The sequence below is a fragment of the Rhizobium sp. 21-4511-3d genome, from assembly GCF_053522545.1.
This window is the reverse complement of the sequence record NZ_JBNWCF010000011.1, coordinates 205,709-226,589: the sequence shown is the minus strand read 5'-3', so window position 1 is coordinate 226,589 and position 20,881 is coordinate 205,709. Positions and strand designations below refer to the sequence as shown.

Below are 20,881 nucleotides of genomic sequence, written 5' to 3'. Positions count from 1 at the left end.
GTCAGTCCTCGTGCGGCAGGATGGCAATTTCGAACCAGTATTCCTTCAGCCGCTGGATGGCGGCGAAGAGCCCGTCCAGATCCACCGGCTTCTGCACATAGGTATTGGCGCCGAGCGCATAGCAGCCCTCGATATCGCGCTCGTCGTCGGATGTCGTCAGGATCACGACCGGGATCTTGCGCCAATGCGCATTCGACTTGATGGCCTCAAGCGTCTTGCGCCCATCGAGACCCGGCATGTTCAGGTCGAGTAAAACCAAGCCGGGGCGCGGGTTCATCTCCGCCAGCGCGTCGAGCGCTTCCTGGCCGGATGCGGCCCAGCGGATAGGGTTTCGCAGGTTGGTGCGCTTGAAGGCGCGCATCGTCGCCTCGAAGTCGTCCTCGCTGTCCTCGACAATCAGGATCGGCTGCATGTCACGCGGCTGCATTCTGGTCCTCTCGTTTGCTTCCCAGCGTAAAATAGAATGTCGTGCCTGTCCCGAGCTCGGATTCGAGCCAGATCTCGCCATTGTGGCGGGCGATGATCTTGCGCACGAAGGTCAGACCGGCTCCGGTCCCATCATCCGAATCCTGCGATTTTTCCAGGCGTTTGAAAATGCGGAAAATGTCTTCGTAGAATTCCGGTGCGATGCCCTTGCCATTGTCCCTGACGAAGAACACGTCGCTCGCCTCCGAGCCGTCCTTGCCACGGTAATGATCGAGATAGCCGATCGTCACCAGCGGCTCGGCCTTGTCGTTGTATTTGACGGCGTTGGTCACGAGGTTGCGGAACACCTCGGTCAGCCGCGTCGCGTCGCAGACCACCTCGGGAAGCTCCCCATCCGTCGTCACCTGCGCATTGCGCTCCTCCAGGAACACTTCGAGCGTGCCGACCACGTCCTTGACCACGAGGTTGATGTCGGTGCGCTTCACCGCCAGCTGCTGCCGGCCGATGCGGGAGAAATAGAGCAGGTCGTTGACGAGCTTCTCCATCCGCTGACTGAGGCGAACGAGGCGGTTCAGACGCCGCACGCCATCCTCGTCCAGCTGCTGCTCATAGTCTTCGAGCAGGAAGCGGGAGTGATTGTGCAGCCCGCGCAGCGGCTCCTTCAGGTCATGCGAGGCGATATAGGCGAATTCGTCGAGATCCTGGTTGCTGCGCTCCAGATCGGCCGTATAGGCCTCGAGCTGGCCGACCATGGTCTTCAGCCGCTCCTCCTGGCGAATGCGCTCGCTGATATCGCGCACGATGCCGACAAAGGTGCGCGAGCCACCGGTCGGCACGACGCTGACGGAGAGATCCAGCGGAAAGGCAGCGCCATTCTTGCGCCGGCCGGAGACCATGCGGGTCGTGCCGATGATCCGTTCCTCGCCGGTCTGCCGGTAGCGGCTGAGATAACCGTCATGCTCGGAGTGATAGGGCTCCGGCATCAGCATCTTGATATTCTTGCCGAGCGCTTCGGCCGGCGTATAGCCGAACATCTGTTCCGCCGCCGGATTGAAGCTCGAGATCACCCCGCGCTCGTCCATGGTGATGACGGCATCCGGTGTGTTGCGCACCAGCGAGCTGAAGCGGATGCGCTCGGTCTCTAGGCTCGCGCTGTTGCGCATGTAGTGATGCACCAGATAGGCGATCAGCCACAGCATCGCGATGGTGACCGTGCGATTGGCGATTTCCTGCCACAGAATGTCGTCCGGGTGGCTGACGGCAAAGAAGCCGAGCAGGATCAGGATGGTGCAGACGAAGGCGAAGAACAGCGGTGCCTTGCGATTGCCGAACCAGAGCGCCGTCAGCACCAGGGGGACATAGAGAATGCCGTTGGCAACGCCGAGTGGCGTATAGAGGTCGGCGAGCAGGCCGGTGAAGCATATGACGCCGGGGATCCAGAGCGGCACGCTGGCGCCGCCTTGCGGCTGCCGCCACCAGGCGCTCGCCAGTAACCCGCCGCCGAACACCATCATGCCGATCGACGTATGCAGCGCCATCGCCGCATAGGGCCCCCACCTGTAGCCATGCTCGGCGCTGGTGATATAGGCGGCAAAGGCGATCATCCCGAGCGTGATCGCCACATAGCTCGTCAGTTCCTGGACAAGCGGCGCCCGCTCGTCCTTCCAGTTCAGCGTGGCAAACAGCGCGACATTGCCGATCAGGAAGATCAGCGCCGTATTCGGCCCCATGCCGCCGCCGATCAGGTCGGAAAATTCCTGGGAAACCAGAAGATTGGTGAGCAGCCGGTCGACGAGATGTGAGGTTCGTCCGAGTGCGATGATTTCGCTGAAGCGGATCAGCGTGATGGCAATGACGCCGGCGGCAAAAACCGAGGCCGCGATATTGAAGCGCCGCCTGGTCGAGACCGAGCCGGCGAGCGCGAAGCCGGAGAGGATGAAGCAGAGCGCCGTGTTGAAGGCCATCGCCGGAAAGTCCGGCACCACCGAGACGATCACCTCGACCTCGAGCAACCAGCCGGCGATCGCGGCGATGCCGAGCAGCCCGATCAAGCTGCTGACGGTCAGTGCTGTCGCCCGATAGCGCTTCTTCTTCCGCTCGTCGTCCCGCGATTTGCCAGCGGCTTCAGCCCACACGCGCCCTGTCCTCCTGAGTTCGTGCCATCTTTTCCGAATTCAGCGAATACTCAATAGGAAACGCAGGGTTGCGATCGTGTTCTACTGACGATTTTCACAGGATTGATAGCGATTGTTAGCGAAACATATCTAGTGTCATGTTTCGGGTCAGTGAAGCGAGGCCCGCCGATGATCGGATCGAGCAGCTATGCCTTTGATATTCTACATCGACGATAGCAAGGATGATCTTTTCTATCTCGACTACATGCGCCGCAAGAACGTGCTGAAGGCGGATCTCGTCACCTTTTCCCAGCCGCAGGAGGCGTGGGAAATGCTGCAAGCGCGCCATGGAAAAGGCGAGCCGATGCCCGATCTGCTGATCGCCGATCTCTACATGCCGCTCGATGGCGGGCTGCTTTTGATCCGGCAGATCAGTCAGGATCCGCGATTCGCAGGCATCAGGCTGGGTGTCTGCAGCGGCTCGGATGCGGAAGAAGACCGCCAGCGTTCGCTGGCAGCCGGCGCCCATGTGTTTTTCCTGAAGCCTTTGAATCCTGAGGATATTCCGCTCGGTTGAGCGGCATGGAACCGGCGCTCGGAACGCTCCGGGCGCGCACGGAAAGGCCGATTGACAAGGCCGTTTCAGCGTCTCAAGATACAACCAATGGGAAGAGGAGTGATTTGAGCGCTGAGAGAGCCGACCGACCCTTGTTCGCCGCCACGAACTTCAGCCAACCCCTTAGCTGAACGGATCTATCGGCCCTCCCGCGCTTACTTCCGGCACTTTTTCCGCTATTCGAGAGATCAAGAATAACGAAAAATGCGATACCTAGGTAAGACTACGATTTCAGTACATCTGGCCTTTGCATCACTTGCGGTTGAGAAATCGATGAGCGTTTATGCCTCAGGATATTGGAGGTCCCTGTTCCTTTATCCTCATCAACTGTCTCGGAAATTTTTCTAACTGTTCGCGTTTAGGACGTATATCCCAAGATTTCGGGATGAGGTGGGGTGACTTGTGAAGGCTTCGAGGTAAGGTTGCCGGAATGACCAACGCAGCGGCTGTTCCTTTTCATACTGGGCCCGAGCTGAACCGGGCCATCAACCGCACCGATTTCTTCCGCCTGTTCAAGGCGGCGGCGCACCATTATCACTTCGACAACTTCGCATTGGCGAAGATTTCCGAAGCCGCCGCCCCGTTCGGCGAGCGCGAAATCGTCATCACCAATATCGCCGAGCGCCGCGCCAGCCTGTTCATCCAGACGCTGAAGGAAGCGCTGGGAACGATCAAGGCCAAGTCCGCGCAGTTCCTGACGACGCCGGTCTTCGGCAAGAGCGCCCAGCTGGAAGGCTATCCGGCCGATCTGGTGTTCAACGAGTTCAACGGCAACACTTTCCTCTTCATCCCGCTCTTCACGCCCGAGGGCCGCCGCTACTGTCTGGTGCTCAGCGGCATTCGCCAGGAGCCGGATCAGAGCGAGATCGCCGATGTCCTCCTCGATGTCATGCGCATCTTCGACAAGCTGTACGAGGAAATCTTGACCCAGGAAATGACTGGACGTCTGACGCAGCGCGAGGCCGAGATCGTCAAGTGGACGAGCGAAGGCAAGACCTCTGCCGAGATCGCCATCATTCTTGGCCTCTCGGAGCATACGGTGAATTCGCATATCACCGCTGCGGTGCGGAAACTCGATGCGGTCAATCGCGTTCATATGGTTGCGATAGCGCTGAGAAACGGGCTCGTTTCGTGACCGGGGGAGATCAGATGACAGCCGAGGCCAGAGCCGCGGGGACCGTCAAGGTCCTGTTCGTGGACGACGAGTTCATCGAGTTCCGCTCGCTGAAGAAGAAGATCGGCAGCCTGTCGGAGCCGGCGGTCGATGTCGAATATGCCCAGTCGGTGGGTGATGCCGTCGACAAGATGAAGAGCGTCAAGTTCGACCTGATCCTGCTCGACAACCGCCTGCTGCCGAATGCCGATTTCCGCGAGACGGTGCCGGAATTGCGTGGCATCGGCTACACCGGCCCGATCGGCGTCATCTCGACGGATATTTCCGACGGCTATTTCCAGCAGTTTCCGGATTACGGCGTCGATTTCCGCATCGGTAAGGACGAGATGGACGCGCGCACACTGCAATACATCATCCGCGAATACGTGACCTACGACGTCCCCGACTTCTGGAAGGACGACTACAATATCTGACGATTTCAGGCGGGCAGGCGGATTTCGAACCGGCTGCCATTCTCGGATGAGCTTGCGAGATCGAGTGTTCCGCCCATAGCAGTGATCAGCTCGCGCGAGATCGACAGCCCGAGCCCCGGACCCGCAATGCGGCCTGGCTTCGGCAATTTCCAGAAGGCTTCGAAGATGCGCCCCTGATGATCAGGATCGATGCCGTGTCCATTGTCCGCAATGGCGATGACCAGCGCCGACCCATCCTGGGACGCCGTTACCTCCACCCGCAGGGCATCCCGGTCGCCATGAAAAACCGCATTCGCGAATAGCTGCCTCAGCACCGCGGTCAGCAGCGCGCCGTCGGTGCGCAGTTCCGGCAACTCGCCGTGAACGAGGGTCGCATCGGTACCGGGGATCTCGACAATCGCCTCATCCCATGCCGTTTGTGCAGCGGCGTTGAGATTGACGCTCTCGCGCGCCACCTGCGGCGTACCCGCGGCAAAGGTCATCAGCGCCTTCGTCAGCCGCTGTGCCGTCTGCACCTTGTCGAGAATGGTCGTCAGGCTCTGCTTTTCGTCGGCGCTGATCCTGCCTTCGAGATCCTCAAGCAGGATTTCCGAATACATTGCGATATGACGAAGCGGCGACTGCAGGTCGTGCGATGCGACTGCGAGGAAGCGGCGGATGCGCTCCTCGGTAGTGTTCGTCTCCTGCGGCGTCGTGCTGGATGACATGGCGGTATCTCCCCTCGACCTCAGGGCTACCATAAAAAGAGGGCGCCGGTTCTGCAACCGGCGCCCGCCTCAAGCTTTTGTTAACAACCGATTTTTAGCCGATCGATTTGCGCGGCTCCACAGCGTCCGGCGGAATGATCTCTGCTTCTGGCTTCGCATCGGCTGCCGGCTTGGCATGACGGCGGCGCCAGTCGCCGAGGAAGAGCAGGATCGGCGCCGCGATGAAGATCGACGACGCGCCGGCAACGAGGATGCCGAAGACCATCGGGATCGCGAAGCTCTCGACCGCGCTACCGCCCCAGATCGCCATCGGAAGCAGGGCGAGGAATGCGGTGGCGTTGGTGTAGAGGCTTCGTGCCAGCGTCTCGTTGATCGAGCGGTCGATGATTTCGCGCAGCGGCATCGACTTGTAGAGGCGCATGTTTTCACGCATGCGGTCATAGACGACGACCTTGTCGTTCACCGAGTAGCCGACCAGCGTCAGGATCGCTGCGATAGCCGTCAGGTTGAAGTCGAGGCCGGTCAGCGCGAAGAAGCCGATCGCCTTTGTGACGTCGAGGACGAGCGTCACGATGGCGCCGACAGCGAATGGCCATTCGAAGCGTGCCCAGATGTAGGCAAGCATCGCAAGGCTGGCGATGACGACGGACAGGATACCCGCCCACGCAAGTTCGCCGGAGACCTTCGGGCCGATGACGTCGGTGCCGGTGACGGTTGCCGACGGATCGATCTTGACGATCTCCGCCTTCAGCTTTTCGACGGCGGCCGTCTGTGCCTCTTCGCCACCCTCCTGGCGCTGCGCACGCACCGCCATGGTATTGTTGTCGCCATAGGACTGCAGCGAGACTTCGCCGAGGCCGAGGCTGTTCAGGCCTTCACGGAACTTGCCGAGATCGGCAGCTTCGGTCGTCTTGACCGACATCTGGATACCGCCACGGAAGTCGACGCCGTAGTTCAGACCCGGATGGATGAAGAGGATGACAGAGGCGATCGATAGCAGTGCAGAGACGGTCACGCCGAAGAAGCGTGCCTTCATGAACTGGATGTGGCGGCCGTAGGGGTTGAACATCATCGGCAGCAGCGGCTTGATGTTCAGGACCTTGAGCTTACGGCGGCGGGTGATCTCGATCATCGTGACGCGAACGAAGGCGACCGAGGTGAACATCGAGATGATCAGGCCGAGTGCCATGGTGACGGCGAAGCCGCGGACCGGGCCGGAGCCGAACCAGAACAGGATGGCGGCAGCGATAAGCGCCGTCATGTTGCCGTCGATAATCGTCGAGTAGGCGCGGCGGAAGCCGGTATCGATAGCAGCAAAGGCGCTCTTGCCCTTGCGCGTTTCTTCACGGATGCGCTCGTTGATGAGAACGTTCGCGTCGACCGCAAGACCGATACCGAGAACGACACCTGCGATACCCGGCAGCGTCAGCGTTGCGCCGACAAGGGTCAGGGCCGAGAAGGTCAGGATCGTGTGGATCAGCAGGGCGAAGTTCGCGAGGAAGCCCCAGGTGCCGTAGAGCACGAAGATGAAGAGGGCGACGAGAACGAAGCCGACGATACCCGAATAGATACCCATGCGGATCGCGTCCGCGCCGAGGTCGGCACCGACGGTGCGTTCTTCGATGACGGTCAGCTTGGCGGGCAGGGCACCGGCGCGCAGCATGGCGGCGAGCGTCGTTGCCGTATCCGGCGAGAAGCTGCCTGAAATCTGGCCCGAACCACCGGTGATCGGCTCGCGGATGACAGGTGCGCTCAGCACCTTGTCGTCGAGAACGATAGCGAAGGGGTTGCCGACATTCTGGCGCGTGATGTCTGCGAAGCGGGTCGCACCGGCGCTGTCGAAGCGGAAGCTGACGATCGGCTCATGCGTGTTCGGGTCGAAGCCGACGCGGGCATCCGAGAGGCGGTCGCCGGAGATTTCGACGCGGTCGAGAACCGGATAGCTGTTGCCTTGATCGTCCTTCAGCATGGTCACGCCAGGACCCGGCTGGTTGTTCGGGGCGAGCATATGGAACGACATCTTGGCGGTCGAGCCGAGCAGCTGGCGAAGGCGCGACGGATCCTGGGCGCCCGGCAGCTGCACGAGAACGCGGTTGGCGCCGATGCGCTGGATCGTCGGTTCGGCAACGCCGACCTGGTCGACGCGCTGACGGATGACTTCAAGGCTCTGCTGGACGGCGGAGTCGACGTGGCTGGCGAGACCGGCCGGCGAGAAGGCGACGATGACGTTGCCGCCGTTTGCCGTGACCGAGAGGTCGGACTGGCCGGCGCTGAGACCGGTGCTGATCGGGTTGCCGAGCGTCTGCAGCTGGGTGATCGCTTCGCTGCTCTGCGCCGGATCAACCGGGGTCACGACGATCTGGTTGTTGTTGAGAACGATCGACTTGGTCTGGATGTTCTTCTCGCGCAGAACACGGCGGGCGTCCTGCAGCAGCGTCTGGAGACGTTCCTTGGTCAGGTCCGCTTCGTCGACTTCGAGCACGAGGTGCGAGCCGCCGCGAAGGTCGAGACCGAGGGAAACCTGGCTGTGCGGCAGCCAGGCGGGCAGCTTGTCGAGGGTGCTCTGCGAGAGCATGTTCGGCAGCGCGATGATAATGCCGAGCACGATGATCACCGAATAGGTGAACACCAGCCATGGTGAATTGCGCATTCTTTCAGTTCCTTGAATAAAAGTAGGCCGGCGCAAGGCGCTGGCTGTGTCTCTGCAGTTCTGGAGGCGCCCGTCAGAGGCGCGGAAAATCAGGCGACCGGCGGTGCGCGGGGCTGATGGGCCGCCGGGGCGGCAGGCCGGATGACCGTATCGGCGATGCCTGCAGGCGCAGGTGCAGGCCATTCGGCGAATGCGAGATGCGCAAGCAGCGGCAGGGCCGCGGCATCGGAATCGTGCAGTGTCTGTTTCGGCGCGATCTTGCGCTCGGTGGCAAGCAGCCCGCGCACGGCTTCACGCGCCGTCAGCTGCAGCGGCTGGCTTTCCTTGCCGGGCGCGCTCAGCGCATTATTGCCCTGGGAGTCGGGACCAAGAACCAGGTTGCCGCCGAAAAGCAGGCCGAGATAAGCGAAGACGGCAAGCAAGAGGGAAACGGCGATGCGGGCGCTCAGGCGGCGCGCATCCGGCATTCCCTCGTCATGTCCTGCGATCTCGCTCTCAAACCGGCTCAAAAGCGCAAAAACCCGTCATTCTTTCTCCGGCGGCTCTGTGGCCGCGGGCGGAATTGTATCAGTCTCCGGCCCATCTTCATAGGCTGGTCTGTCATGATGCACTTGAGCGAGCCGGTCAACCATCCCCATGGCGATTTCTCGCTCGCCCATGATCACGGTATCGGCGCCGTATTGCTTGAGTTCTTCCACCTCGGCGTCCGAATGCGCCCGCGCGACGATCAGGATCGAGGGGTTGACCGTACGGCCGAGCTCCGCCACGTGGCACGCCTCGAAGGCATTCGGAATGGCGATGACCAGGCTGCGGGCGCCGTTGAGATTGGCGAGATCGAGCACCTCGCGGGCCGCTGCGTTACCGAGCACCGTCTCGACGCCCTGGGCCGAGAGCTCTTCGATGCGCTTTTCAGAGTCTTCGATGACCAGGAACGGGGTGCCAGACGATTTCAGGTTCTGCCCGACGATGCTGCCCACGCGGCCATAGCCGACGAGGATCACATGGCCGGACAGCGACGTCGGCCGGATGTCGTCCTCCTCCGGCTGGATAGGCTCGACGGGGGCGGGCTCCTGGGACTCCGCTGCCTCTGCCGCTGGCTCCTCGCGCTTCGGACGCTCCAGGAGGGGCTTGATGCGGTCGCAGAGGTAGAAGAGAGCAGGATTGAGAATGATCGAGATGATCGCGCCGGCGAGGATGAGATCGCGTCCTTCTTCCGGCAACAGGCCGAGATCGACGCCAAGCGCCGCGAGGATGAAGGAGAATTCGCCGATCTGACCAAGGCTCGCCGAAATCGTCAGCGCCGTGCCCACCGATTTCCTGAACAGCAGCACGATCAGCAGCGCGGCGACCGATTTGCCGATGACGATGATGAAGACGGTGGCGAGAACCGGCAGCGGCTTCTCGATCAGAATGTTCGGGTCGAACAGCATGCCGACCGAAACGAAGAAGAGAACCGCGAAGGCATCGCGCAGCGGCAGGCTTTCCTGCGCGGCGCGGTGGCTGAGCTCGCTTTCGGCAAGAACCATGCCGGCGAAGAAGGCACCGAGCGCCAGCGAAACGCCGAACATCTTCGAGGCGCCGAAGGCAACGCCGAGCGCGATCGCGAGGACACCGAGGCGGAACAGTTCGCGAGAGCCGGTATGGGCGATGCGGTGCATCGTCCAGGGGATCAGCTTGCGGCCGAAGATCAGCATCAGCGCCACGAACAGTGCCACCTTGACCAGCGTCATGCCGATGATGCCGCCGATGCCAAGATCGAGGCCGAGCAGGCGGTTGAGACCGGCCGAGAGCGGCTCGACCGTCGCATGCTCACCACCGCCGATACTGGCAGCCGCCGGGATGAGAACGAGTGCCAGAACCATCGCAAGGTCTTCGACGATCAGCCAGCCGACGGCGATCTTGCCGCGCTCCGTCTCGACGAGACGCCGCTCCTGCAAGGCCTTCAGAAGCACGACGGTCGAGGCGACCGACAGCGCAAGGCCGAAGACCAGACTGCCGCCGGTCGGCCAGCCCATCAGCCAGCCGAGACCCCAGCCGAGCAGCGTTGCAAAGCCGATCTGCACGATCGCGCCAGGCACCGCGATGCCGCGAACGGAGAGAAGATCCTTGAGCGAAAAATGCAGGCCGACGCCGAACATCAGCAGGATGACGCCGATTTCGGCGAGCTCGGGAGCTAGGTTTTGGTCAGCGACGTAGCCGGGTGTATGCGGCCCGACGAGAATACCGGCGAGCAGATAGCCCACCAGCGGTGGCAGCTTCAGCCTGTTGGCGATGGCGCCGAAGATAAACGCCAGCACGAGACCTCCGACGATTGTCGAAATCAAAGGTGTGTCGTGCGGCATCGCAATCTCCCGATCTGGTATTCCCGTTCAAAACATGACATATATGGCTTATGTTGACCAATATGGGTGACTTGAAATCATGGGTCAAGGCGCTAAAGAAACAATTCTGACGCCTGCTTTATGCCGCGCTGCCCGAGGTTTGCTCGATTGGACGCAGAGCGACCTTGCCGACAAGGCCGCCGTCTCACGCAGCACGATACGCGACTATGAAGGCCGGCACCACGAAATCCACCGTGCGACCGAGGCACAGCTGCGCCTCGCCTTCGAGGAAGGCGGCGTGAGATTCGTCGATGTGGAAGGCGCGGGGACCGGTCTCTGTCTGCCCCCGCAAGCGCCTGCCTAGCGCTGCCGGTCGAGGCAGCTGCCCGGCATCTTGTAGGCGTAGACGTCCTTGCCGCGATAGTAACCGTCGGCCGGCTGCCAGCTCTTCACCAGCTCGGCAGTGCCGGTGGTGCAGGTAAATTCATTGCGGCTGACGAAAAGCACCGGCTCCTGCGAACCCGCGGGCAGGGCGAAGTTCTGCTCGTAATAGCTGTTCGGCAGGTCGACGGGCGCCCGGGCATAGATCTTCACCGGCTCGTTGCGCAGCGTGTGGAACATGTCGGCGACGAAATCGCGGTTGTCGGTGACGATGGTCGCGGTCCCGGCCTGCTTGGCAAGCGCGGCGGCTTCGCGGCTGATTTCGGCGCGGCCGAGATAGCGCTTCATGATCTCGTTGCCGCCGGGTAGCACGAGTTCATGCGCGAAGATCGTAGCCAGCGGGAAGAGGATGCTGGCGACAGCGCCGATGATCAGCGAGATGTTGAGCCCCTTCGGCCAGAGGCGCGAAAGAACGGTCACGGCAAGCACGGTCCCGGCGACATAGGCCGTCACGCCCCAGTTGGCCTCGGCCTTGGCGACGAATGCCTGCAGGGTGATCAGGAATACCACCGGCAGCGAGAACCAGACGAGCAGCTTTTCCGTTTCTCCGCTCCGGCCCCGGATCATCCGCCATCCGGCCCAGAGCATTGCGAAGAAGATGATCGGGCCGACGACACCGAACTGCGCAGCGAAGAATTCCGCAGCGCCGGCGAAATCCAGTTTCATCTGGTCCCACTTGGCGATGTCCTCGGTGTGGCGAACCGTGGTCGCGTCATGCGTGAAGTTCCACCAGAGGTTCGGCGAAGCGAAGATCAGCGCCGTGACGACGGAAATGAAGAAATCGCGCCAGGCAATGCGCGCCGCAGGCACGAAGAGCAGCGCGATCAATCCGCCGGGCACGACGAAGAGGATCGCGTATTTCGACAGGAACGAGCAGCCGAAGGCAGCGCCCATCAGGAGTGCCAGCCCGATCGAGGACTTCTTCGTCAGGCCGGCATAGGCCCAGAGTCCGATCGTCATGAAGAACAGCAGCACGACGTCGGTGGAGAAGAACACCGACGAAAGGGCAACCGCGGGCATCGTCACATAGATGGCGCCCGTCCATCCCTCGACCTCGGGTCCGACGACGCGCTTGGCGAGCTTCATCAGCAGGAAGGCGGTGGCGGCGTGAACGATCGGTCCGCAGAGGCGCACCCAGAAAATATCGGTCGAACTCGCAATATCGGTCATAGCCCGGATGAACCAGGCGATCATCGGCGGCTTGGAATAGTAGCCGAAGTCGAGATTTTGCGACCAGAACCAGTATTGCGCCTCGTCGACGAAGAAATCCGTCGTGTCGAAATGCAGCGTCACGATGCGCCACAAGGTGACGGCAAGAATGATGAAAAGGCCGGTTCTGGCAGACATATAGAACTTCCGCTGGTTAAGGCGCCTGCCATACATCAGCGAAGCTGCACTGCCAACACGGGCGGCTCACAAAGCCGCACTATGCCGCAGTCAAGGGCTTTTCAGAGAACCCGAAGGTCGATGCTGCCGCGGCGCGCCTCGATCTGGTCGAGCAGGGCGACGGCTGCCAAAGTGGCAATTGCGATGAGGCAGGATCCCAATCCGAGAACAATCATTGCTCTATCCTTAACGACATCATGTCATGTCTTAAGGGTGCGATATAACACAAAGCTTGCGCAGGACTTGTAGCGCGCCTGCAACTCCTTGGGACTATTTCATTTGTTGCTCCAAAAATGCTTTCAGCGGCTGCGTTGATTAAAAAGCGCATTAACCTTCAAGCAAGGAATTAACCATAAACATGGCGTTACACGTCGGAATGGGAAATGTTGCTCGTTCCCACCAGGCATGACGCCGTCCCGCCGTACCGGCTCGATCCGGTATCCACTCTTTTCCGAAACAGATTTCTGTTGATGGGAGACGCCTGTCTTCCGGCCATACTGCCGGAGGCTGAAGGCCGCTTCCCTGCATTGTGCTCGTCGGATGGAGCAAAACGGTTTTTCACCGGACCAGGTCCGGATGTGGTTGGGGATAGGCATTGCGGCAGGATATGCCATCAGATCAGGCCAAGGGCGCGCAGGCAGGCAGCCTCCGTGATCGCCTGCGTTTTGCCGGCCTAGATGCCGCGCAATGCGAGCTTGTTCGCCGCCACCGACCGCTGCTCGAAACCGAGCTGAAGAGCGGCCTCCGCGATCTTTTCCAGCGGTTCCAGGCATTTCCGGACGCTGCCAGCAATTTCCAGAACGACCGCCAGCTCGACCGGCTGCACGATCTGCAATCCTCGCACTGGGATGTGCTGACCGATGCGCGCTTCGACAGCCTCTATGCCGAGCGCGTCAAGGTTCTCTCCGATACGCAGAGCAAGATGGGCCTCGACCCGCGCTGGCACGTCGCCGGCCACGGCGTCATGCTCGAGCATATCATCTCCGGTCTCGCGAGTGATCTCGCCGGCAAGCCGCTGCTTCCGGGCGCCAAGCGGCGCGCCAAGGAAATCAGCGAGATGATGACGGCGATCATCCGCCTCGTGATGGTCGATGTCGAAATCGCTGTTTCGCTCCGCTTCAATGCCCTGCGCGCATCGCAGGGCCGCGTGCTCTCCGAGCAGCGCGAGAAGGACAAGGCAGATATCGCCCGCATCTTCGGCGACGTTATCGATGGTCTTGCCGCCCGCGACCTGACGGTTCGCGCACCCGTCGAGGCCGATGGTGCCCATGCGGAACTTGCCGCGGCCCTCAACGCCGCGCTCGACGCCGTCCAGACAGAATTCGTAGGGATCTCCGATCGCACCCAGAAGGCAGAGCTGTCGACGCGCTCGCTTTCCGAGGCGTCGAAGAACTTTGCGGGTCACGCCGCCGGTCATGCCGGAGAGCTGCAGTCCTCGGCTGCTGCGCTGCAGGCGATCGCCGAAAGCGTTCGTCAGGGGGCGACGGGAAGCCGCGCCGCCGAACAGGCGGCCGCTTCGACGCGCGTTGCGGCCGAAGAAAGCGGCGCCGTCGTTGGCCGGGCGATCACCGCCATGGCCGATATCGAGCAGTCGGCCGAGAAGATCGGCCAGATCATCGGCGCCATCGACGAGATCGCCTTCCAGACCAACCTTCTGGCACTGAACGCCGGTATCGAGGCTGCCCGCGCCGGTGAATCCGGCCGCGGTTTTGCCGTCGTCGCTCAGGAAGTCCGCGCTCTGGCGCAGCGCTCGGCAGATGCCGCCCGCGAGATCAAGACGCTGGTCACGACCACCAAGGCGCAGGTCGATGCCGGTGTCCAGATGGTCGGCCGCACCCAGGATTCGATCGGCAGCATCGTCCGCCAGGTCACCGGCATCAACGAGGCGATCGCCGCGATTGCCGTCAATACCGGCGAGCACGCCGCAAGCCTCGATGCCGTCACCGGCGAGGTGAAGAGCCTGAGCGCGGGTGTCGCCGCCAATGCCAATGCAGCCCGCCATTCGGCCGATGGTGCCGATCACCTGCACACCGTCATTCTCGAACTCGGGCAGACGATCCGCGAATTCCGCATCGCCCGCGAAAGCGCCCAGCCGGCGCGCCGCGAACCGGTTCGCGCAGCAGCGCCGCGTGTCGAGATCGCCGCCCAGCCGGTGACGCTCGACGAGCAGTTCGACAACGAAGATTTCGACTTTTCCCGCCCCGCAGCAAGCTTCGGAGGACGGAATGTTTACTAACCTATCGGAATATGAGGTCCGCTCGCTTTTGCGGGTTGGACACAAGGGGACAAGGACAGGCTGATGGCAGCGAAGAAGAGCGGCAAGACGCTTAATCTTGCAGCGGTACTCGATCTCAATGAAGCGACAGCACTCCGCGATAAGCTTCTTTCCATGCGCGGCAGCGACATCGTTATCGATGCATCGGGCGTCGAGCGTGTTGGTGGCCTCTGCGCACAGGTGCTGATGGCTGCGGAAAAGACCTGGGATCAGGACAAGCAGTCTTTCAAGTTCTCGAAAGTGTCTGATGCATTCGAAAAAACCATGCAGCTGGTCGGCGTCGATATAGACCACCTGCTTGCCAAGGAGATCCGGCAATGAAGAAAAAAGTGCTTACCGTGGATGATTCACGGACGATCCGAAACATGCTTCTCGTGACGCTCAACAATGCGGGCTTCGAGACGATCCAGGCGGAAGACGGTGTCGAGGGCCTCGAAGTTCTCGAAGAGTCGAACCCTGACGTCATCGTGACCGACATCAACATGCCGCGTCTCGACGGTTTCGGCTTCATCGAAGGTGTTCGCCGCAACGAAAAGTACCGCGCGATCCCGATCTTGGTGCTGACCACCGAGAGCGATGCCGAAAAGAAGAACCGTGCCCGCCAGGCCGGTGCGACGGGCTGGATCGTAAAGCCTTTCGACCCTGCCAAGCTGATAGATGCCATTGAGCGTGTAACCGCTTAAACCCAGGAATTTCTCCTATGGATATGAACGAAATCAAAGAGATCTTTTTCCAGGAGTGCGAGGAGCAGCTCGCCGAACTGGAATCCGGTCTCATGAAAATGAATGATGGCGATCGTGATCCGGAAACCGTCAACGCGGTGTTCCGTGCCGTCCATTCGATCAAGGGCGGCGCTGGCGCCTTCGGTCTGGATGATCTCGTCGCTTTCGCCCATGTATTCGAGACCACACTTGATTGCGTTCGTTCCAACAAGCTTGAGCCTAATCAGGACGTCCTGAAGGTCATGCTGAAGTCGGCCGACGTTCTGGCCGACTTGACGAATGCTGCCCGCGACGGCGGCAGCATCGATGAAAGCCGCAGCCGCGGCCTAGTGAAGGAGCTCGAGGCTCTGGCACACGGCGAAATGCCGTCGTCGTCGGCTGCCGCCGAAGCGCCCGCACCGAAAGCGGCTGCAAAGCCTGCTCCGGCCCCGGCACCCGTTGCGGCAGCCCCGGCTCCGACCGACGATAGCGGTTTCCAGCCGATCCCCTTCTCCTTCGGCGATTTCGGCGATGAAGAGGAAGCCGGTTCCGATCTGCCGGCCTACGAGATCACCTTCAAGCCGCGCTCGGACCTATATTCCAAGGGTAACGACGCAACGCTGCTGCTGCGCGATCTCTCCCGCCTCGGCGAGATGAGCATCTATTGCAACATGGACGCGCTCGTCGGCCTCGACGAGATCGATCCGGAAGCTGCCTATTTCTTCTGGAACGTCACGCTCAAGACGGACAAGGGTGAAGACGCCATCCGCACCGTCTTCGAATTTGCCGAATGGGATTGCGAACTGACCGTGACGCCGGTCGAGGACGCCAAGTCCGCGGAAGCTTCGAACGAAGAGCTGCCGATGATCCCGGTTCCGTTCGATCTCTCGGCCCTCGACGATGCGCCTGAAGCACCGGTCGAGCCCGCAAAGTCGGATGTTGCCGCAGCCGTTGCTGCCGCTGAGACCGCTTCCAACGTCACGCAGATGGCCGCTGCCGCTGCCCGTGTCGAGAAGAAGGAATCGGCTGCTGCCGCCAGTGCCGCTGCTGCCGCAGCAGCCCAGAACAATGCTGCTGCCAACAGCGCAGGCCAGACGATCCGCGTCGATCTCGATCGCGTCGACCGCCTGATCAACCTCGTCGGCGAGCTTGTCATCAACCAGGCGATGCTCTCGCAGAGCGTCATCGAAAACGACACGACCGGTACGTCCTCGATCAATATGGGCCTCGAAGAGCTGCAGCAGCTCACCCGCGAGATCCAGGACTCGGTCATGGCGATCCGCGCGCAGCCGGTAAAGCCGGTCTTCCAGCGCATGTCGCGTATCGTTCGCGAAATCGCCGACATGACCGGCAAGTCGATCCGCCTGATCACCGAAGGTGAAAACACCGAAGTCGACAAGACGGTTATCGACAAGATCGCCGAACCGCTGACGCACATGATCCGAAACGCCGTCGACCACGGCATCGAATCGCCGGAAAGACGCGCAGCCGCCGGCAAGAGCGCCGAAGGCACCGTCCGCCTCACTGCAAAGCATCGTTCGGGCCGCATCCTGATCGAACTCGCCGACGACGGCGCCGGCATTAACCGCGAAAAGGTCAAGCAGAAGGCAATCGCCAACGAGCTGATCCCGGCCGATGCCAACCTGTCGGATGAAGAAATCGACAACCTGATCTTCCTGCCGGGCTTCTCCACGGCCGACAAGATCTCCGACATCTCGGGCCGCGGCGTCGGCATGGACGTCGTCAAGCGCTCGATCCAGGCACTCGGCGGCCGTATCAACATCACCTCGAAGCCGGGCCAGGGTTCGGTCTTTACGATGAGCCTGCCGCTGACGCTCGCCGTCCTCGACGGCATGGTCGTCACGGTTGCCGGCCAGACGCTAGTCGTGCCGCTGACGGCGATCGTCGAGACGCTCCAGCCGGAAGCCTCCGCGATCCACTCCTTCGGTGCGAGCCATCGCCTGATCTCGATCCGTAACTCCTTCTGCCCGCTGGTGGATGTCGGCCGGATCCTGAACTTCCGCGCAACCCAGGCAAATCCGGTCGAAGGCGTTGCCCTGCTGGTGGAATCCGAAGGCGGCGGCCAGCGCGCTCTGATGGTCGATGCCATCCAGGGTCAGCGTCAGGTCGTCATCAAGAGCCTCGAAGCCAACTATACCCACGTTCCGGGTATCGCGGCCGCAACGATCCTCGGCGACGGGCGCGTGGCGCTCATCCTCGATGTCGATGCAGTGGTCGGCGCCTCGCGCGGCCAGGCCTTGAAGCAGGAAATCTCCCTGGCAGCGGTAGGATAAGACGATGTCGTACGGCGTAAAAAATCTGAACCATGGGGATAGCGAGCTCATCGCTTTCCGCATCGGTGACCAGGAATTTTGCGTGAATATCATGGCGGTGCGCGAAATTCGCGGCTGGACGCCTGCAACGCCCATGCCGCATGCGCCTGCCTATGTCATCGGCGTCATCAACCTCCGCGGCGCGGTCCTGCCGATCATCGATCTGTCGGCCCGCCTTGGAATGAAGGCGGCCGAACCGACCCCGCGCCACGTCATCATCGTGGCGCAGGTCAAGCGGAAGGTCGTCGGTCTGCTGGTCGATGCTGTCTCGGATATCCTCACGGTGACCGAGCAGCATATCCAGCCGACCCCGGAAATCGCATCCGATATCCAGCGTCAGTTTGCCCGCGGCATCCTGTCGATCGACAAGCGGATGATCTGCCTGATCGAACTCGAAGCCCTCTTCCCGGAAGCTGAAAGCGAAGCTGCATGAGTGTCATGAGTGCAAAAGATGTGCGGCAGGGAAGCCCCGACGAGGTTCTGGCGAGCGGCGAATATCCGCTGACCCGTCGCGACCTCTCGGAGATCGCCGCCATGATCTATTCGGACGCGGGGATTTTCCTCAACGAGACGAAGGCCTCGCTGGTCTATTCGCGTCTGTCGAAGCACATCCGCAATCTCGGCCTGTCCGGCTTCCGCGAATACTGTTCGCTGGTGGCTTCGCCGGCCGGTGCCGCACCGCGCCGCGAGATGCTGTCGCACCTGACGACCAACTTCACGCGCTTCTTCCGCGAAAACCATCACTTCGATCACCTGCGCGATCAGGTGCTGCCGGAACTTCTGCACCGCGCCAAGATGGGTGGCCGTGTGCGCATCTGGTCGGCCGCTTCGTCGGATGGCCAGGAGCCCTATTCGATCGCATTGACGGTGCTGTCGCAGATGCCGAATGTCGCCGATTACGATTTCAAGATTCTGGCGACCGACATCGACCCGAAGATCCTGGCGATCGCCCGGCAGGGCGCCTATGACGAGAGCGCGCTGGAAACCGTGTCGCCGCAGATGCGCAAGCAGTGGTTCTCGGAAGTCGAGATCCAGGGCCGCCGCAAGTTCCAGGTCGACGACCGCGTCAAGCGCCTGATCACCTACAACGAACTTAACCTGATGGCGCAGTGGCCGTTCAAGGGCAAGTTCGACGTGATCTTCTGCCGCAACGTCGTCATCTACTTCGACGAGCCGACCCAGATGAAGATCTGGTCGCGCTTTGCCGAGCTGCTGCCGGAAGGCGGCCATCTCTATATCGGCCATTCCGAGCGTGTCTCGGGCGATGCCAAGAACGTCTTCGACAATATCGGCATCACCACCTACCGCTATACGACCAAGGGCGTCGGGAGGAAGGCATGAGCGCACCTGCAAGGGTACTCGTCGTCGATGACTCGCCGACCATGCGCGGCCTGATCACCGCGGTTCTGAGCGCCGACCCCGACGTGACCGTCATCGGCCAGGCCGGCGACGCGCTCGAAGCCCGCGAAGCGATCAAGAAGCTGAACCCTGACGTCGTGACCCTCGATATCGAGATGCCGAACATGAACGGCCTCGATTTTCTCGAGAAGATCATGCGCCTGCGCCCGATGCCGGTGATCATGGTGTCGACGCTGACGCATCGCGGCGCCGAGGCAAGCCTCGCAGCCCTCGAAATCGGTGCGTTCGACTGTATCGGCAAGCCTGCTCCGGGCGATCTCCGCCCGTTCGGCGATCTCGCCGAAAAGGTCAAGGCTGCAGCCCGCACGCAGCGCCAGTTCACCCAGCGCCCGGCCGCAGCACCTGTTGCGCCGCCCGCGGTCGCCGATTTCCGGGTCGGCCGCAAGATCGTCGCGATCGGTTCGTCGACCGGCGGCGTCGAAGCTCTGATCGCGGTTCTGCAGAAGTTTCCGGCCAATTGCCCGCCGACGGTTATCACCCAGCATATGCCGCCGACCTTCACCAAAAGCTTCGCCGAACGGCTGAATCGCCTCTGCGCCCCTGTGGTCGAAGAGGCGAGGGACGGGGCTCGTTTGGAAATTGGCAAGATTTATCTGGCACCAGGAGGTGAACGACACCTGCAGGTCGCCAATGTCTCGGCGCCGCACTGCAGGCTTGTCGAGCGTGACCCCGTCAACGGCCACCGTCCTTCGGTCGATGTGCTGTTTGATTCCGTCGCGGAACTTGCCGGCCGCAACTCGGTCGGCGTGATACTCACAGGGATGGGCCGCGATGGCGCGGCTGGCCTGCTGAAGATGCGCCATGCGGGCGCACGCACCATCGGACAGAACGAGAAGACCTGCGTGGTCTACGGCATGCCCCGTGTTGCCTACGAGCTTGGAGCCGTTGAGCATCAGCTGCCACTGAATGCCATCGGCGAGGAAATCTTGAAAATGACAGCCGCCCGAAAGGAAGGGACAGAATAATGTCGATAGCGGAGAAAATTAAGGTTCTGATTGTTGACGATCAGGTCACCAGCCGCCTGCTGCTCAGCGATGCGCTGACCCAGCTCGGTTTCAAGCAGATCACCTCTGCGGGTGACGGCGAACAGGGCATGAAGATCATGGCCCAGCAGCCCCACCACCTGGTCATCTCGGACTTCAACATGCCGAAGATGGACGGCCTCGGTCTGCTCCAGGCCGTGCGCACCAACCCGGCAACGAAGAAGGCCGCCTTCATCATCCTGACCGCGCAGGGCGACCGCGCGCTGGTTACGAAGGCCGCTCAACTCGGCGCCAACAACGTGCTTGCCAAGCCCTTCACCATCGAAAAGATGAAAGCGGCTATCGAAGCCGTGTTCGGAGCACTGAAATGACAATCGAGGCAGCAGCCCGCCGTGTCCACATCATCCAGGGAGAATGGAAAGTCCTGAATGATCCGAATGCGGTTCTGACGACCATTCTTGGCTCGTGCGTGGCTGCTTGCCTGCGGGATCCCGTGGCAGGAGTGGGCGGCATGAACCATTTCCTTCTGCCGGGAACCGGCAATACACCGATGACCGGCGGGGATGCCACGCGCTACGGCGTGCATCTGATGGAACTGCTGATCAACGGCCTTCTGAAGCAGGGCGCGCGCCGCGACCGCCTCGAGGCCAAGATCTTTGGCGGGGCGAAGACGATCTCGACCTTCTCCAATGTCGGCGAACAGAACGCCGCTTTCGCCGCGCAGTTCCTGAGGGATGAAGGGATCCCCGTTGTCGGCTCCAGCACCGGCGGCGATCACGGCCGCAAGCTGGAATTCTGGCCGGTCTCCGGCCGGGCCCGTCAATATCCGCTTACCGGCGCCGAGACGCAGAAGACCGTTGCCCTTGAGCAGCGTCCGGTCGCGCCTGCCAAACCTGTTGAAAATAGTATCGAATTTTTCTGA

Annotated in this window: 20 protein-coding genes; 13 read left to right on the top strand and 7 right to left on the bottom strand. The window is 61.6% G+C overall.

What is annotated here, in order from left to right; translation table 11 throughout:
- Position 1 precedes the first annotated feature (1 nt).
- Complete coding sequence (locus tag ACQZ5H_RS23500; protein ID WP_112713368.1) at positions 2–427, bottom strand: response regulator; 426 nt, start codon at positions 425–427, stop codon at positions 2–4.
- Positions 414–2,561: a PAS domain S-box protein gene (locus ACQZ5H_RS23495; RefSeq protein WP_449099131.1), complete on the bottom strand. Its 2,148-nt coding sequence runs from the start codon at positions 2,559–2,561 to the stop codon at positions 414–416. The genes ACQZ5H_RS23500 and ACQZ5H_RS23495 overlap by 14 nt, the downstream gene beginning before the upstream one ends.
- A 187-nt stretch (positions 2,562–2,748) precedes the next feature.
- Between ACQZ5H_RS23495 and ACQZ5H_RS23490 the strand changes: the two genes are divergently transcribed.
- The 3 genes from ACQZ5H_RS23490 to ACQZ5H_RS23480 all read left to right on the top strand — a co-directional run bounded on the left by ACQZ5H_RS23490 (position 2,749) and on the right by ACQZ5H_RS23480 (position 4,743).
- Entirely contained in the window at positions 2,749–3,117 is a 369-nt protein-coding gene (locus tag ACQZ5H_RS23490; protein WP_112713364.1) for a response regulator, read from the top strand.
- Positions 3,118–3,586: 469 nt separating this feature from the next.
- Positions 3,587–4,291 (top strand): response regulator transcription factor, encoded by a 705-nt coding sequence (locus ACQZ5H_RS23485; RefSeq protein ID WP_112713362.1) that lies wholly within the window; start codon positions 3,587–3,589, stop codon positions 4,289–4,291.
- A 14-nt stretch (positions 4,292–4,305) separates the two neighbouring features.
- Positions 4,306–4,743: a response regulator gene (locus tag ACQZ5H_RS23480; protein ID WP_112713360.1), complete on the top strand. Its 438-nt coding sequence runs from the start codon at positions 4,306–4,308 to the stop codon at positions 4,741–4,743.
- A gap of 5 nt (positions 4,744–4,748) precedes the next feature.
- On the opposite strand, the gene ACQZ5H_RS23475 is transcribed toward ACQZ5H_RS23480, so the two are convergent.
- The 4 genes from ACQZ5H_RS23475 to ybaL form a co-directional block, all read right to left on the bottom strand.
- The gene (locus ACQZ5H_RS23475; protein ID WP_449099130.1) at positions 4,749–5,450 is read right to left on the bottom strand and encodes a sensor histidine kinase; all 702 of its coding nucleotides are present in this window, start codon (positions 5,448–5,450) and stop codon (positions 4,749–4,751) included.
- 94 nt (positions 5,451–5,544) lie between these two features.
- Complete coding sequence (secD, locus tag ACQZ5H_RS23470; protein ID WP_449099129.1) at positions 5,545–8,100, bottom strand: protein translocase subunit SecD; 2,556 nt, start codon at positions 8,098–8,100, stop codon at positions 5,545–5,547.
- Positions 8,101–8,189: 89 nt separating this feature from the next.
- Positions 8,190–8,567, bottom strand: coding sequence for a hypothetical protein (locus ACQZ5H_RS23465; protein ID WP_449099128.1), 378 nt, complete (start codon positions 8,565–8,567; stop codon positions 8,190–8,192).
- Between the two features lie 57 nt (positions 8,568–8,624).
- Positions 8,625–10,442, bottom strand: a complete 1,818-nt coding sequence (gene ybaL / locus ACQZ5H_RS23460; RefSeq protein ID WP_449099127.1) for a YbaL family putative K(+) efflux transporter — start codon at positions 10,440–10,442, stop codon at positions 8,625–8,627.
- A 79-nt stretch (positions 10,443–10,521) separates the two neighbouring features.
- On the opposite strand from ybaL, the gene ACQZ5H_RS23455 reads away from it, so the two are divergent.
- A complete protein-coding gene (locus ACQZ5H_RS23455) occupies positions 10,522–10,785 on the top strand; it encodes a helix-turn-helix transcriptional regulator (protein ID WP_112713350.1) in 264 nt (87 codons plus the stop codon).
- Here ACQZ5H_RS23455 and ACQZ5H_RS23450 read toward each other — a convergent pair.
- The gene (locus ACQZ5H_RS23450) at positions 10,782–12,209 is read right to left on the bottom strand and encodes an ArnT family glycosyltransferase (protein WP_449099126.1); all 1,428 of its coding nucleotides are present in this window, start codon (positions 12,207–12,209) and stop codon (positions 10,782–10,784) included. The genes ACQZ5H_RS23455 and ACQZ5H_RS23450 overlap by 4 nt on opposite strands.
- A 646-nt stretch (positions 12,210–12,855) precedes the next feature.
- Between ACQZ5H_RS23450 and ACQZ5H_RS23445 the strand changes: the two genes are divergently transcribed.
- The 9 genes from ACQZ5H_RS23445 to cheD all read left to right on the top strand — a co-directional run bounded on the left by ACQZ5H_RS23445 (position 12,856) and on the right by cheD (position 20,881).
- On the top strand, positions 12,856–14,484 hold the full coding sequence (locus ACQZ5H_RS23445; RefSeq protein WP_449099125.1) for a globin-coupled sensor protein: 1,629 nt from the start codon (positions 12,856–12,858) through the stop codon (positions 14,482–14,484).
- Positions 14,485–14,547: 63 nt separating this feature from the next.
- Positions 14,548–14,844 carry an STAS domain-containing protein gene (locus ACQZ5H_RS23440; RefSeq protein WP_112713344.1) on the top strand — a complete coding sequence of 99 codons (297 nt, stop codon included), beginning with the start codon at positions 14,548–14,550 and terminating at the stop codon, positions 14,842–14,844.
- Positions 14,841–15,206, top strand: a complete 366-nt coding sequence (gene cheY1, locus ACQZ5H_RS23435) for a chemotaxis response regulator CheY1 (RefSeq protein ID WP_003570362.1) — start codon at positions 14,841–14,843, stop codon at positions 15,204–15,206. Before ACQZ5H_RS23440 ends, cheY1 begins: the two co-directional genes overlap by 4 nt.
- Positions 15,207–15,223: 17 nt before the next feature.
- Positions 15,224–17,518 carry a chemotaxis protein CheA gene (locus tag ACQZ5H_RS23430; protein WP_130279059.1) on the top strand — a complete coding sequence of 765 codons (2,295 nt, stop codon included), beginning with the start codon at positions 15,224–15,226 and terminating at the stop codon, positions 17,516–17,518.
- Between the two features lie 4 nt (positions 17,519–17,522).
- Positions 17,523–17,990, top strand: coding sequence for a chemotaxis protein CheW (locus ACQZ5H_RS23425; protein ID WP_112713340.1), 468 nt, complete (start codon positions 17,523–17,525; stop codon positions 17,988–17,990).
- Positions 17,987–18,898 carry a protein-glutamate O-methyltransferase CheR gene (gene cheR, locus ACQZ5H_RS23420; protein WP_112713338.1) on the top strand — a complete coding sequence of 304 codons (912 nt, stop codon included), beginning with the start codon at positions 17,987–17,989 and terminating at the stop codon, positions 18,896–18,898. The genes ACQZ5H_RS23425 and cheR overlap by 4 nt, the downstream gene beginning before the upstream one ends.
- Positions 18,895–19,941 carry a protein-glutamate O-methylesterase CheB gene (gene cheB / locus ACQZ5H_RS23415; RefSeq protein WP_112713336.1) on the top strand — a complete coding sequence of 349 codons (1,047 nt, stop codon included), beginning with the start codon at positions 18,895–18,897 and terminating at the stop codon, positions 19,939–19,941. The genes cheR and cheB overlap by 4 nt, the downstream gene beginning before the upstream one ends.
- The gene (locus ACQZ5H_RS23410) at positions 19,941–20,330 is read left to right on the top strand and encodes a response regulator (RefSeq protein ID WP_112713334.1); all 390 of its coding nucleotides are present in this window, start codon (positions 19,941–19,943) and stop codon (positions 20,328–20,330) included. Before cheB ends, ACQZ5H_RS23410 begins: the two co-directional genes overlap by 1 nt.
- Positions 20,327–20,881, top strand: coding sequence for a chemoreceptor glutamine deamidase CheD (gene cheD, locus ACQZ5H_RS23405; protein ID WP_112713332.1), 555 nt, complete (start codon positions 20,327–20,329; stop codon positions 20,879–20,881). The genes ACQZ5H_RS23410 and cheD overlap by 4 nt, the downstream gene beginning before the upstream one ends.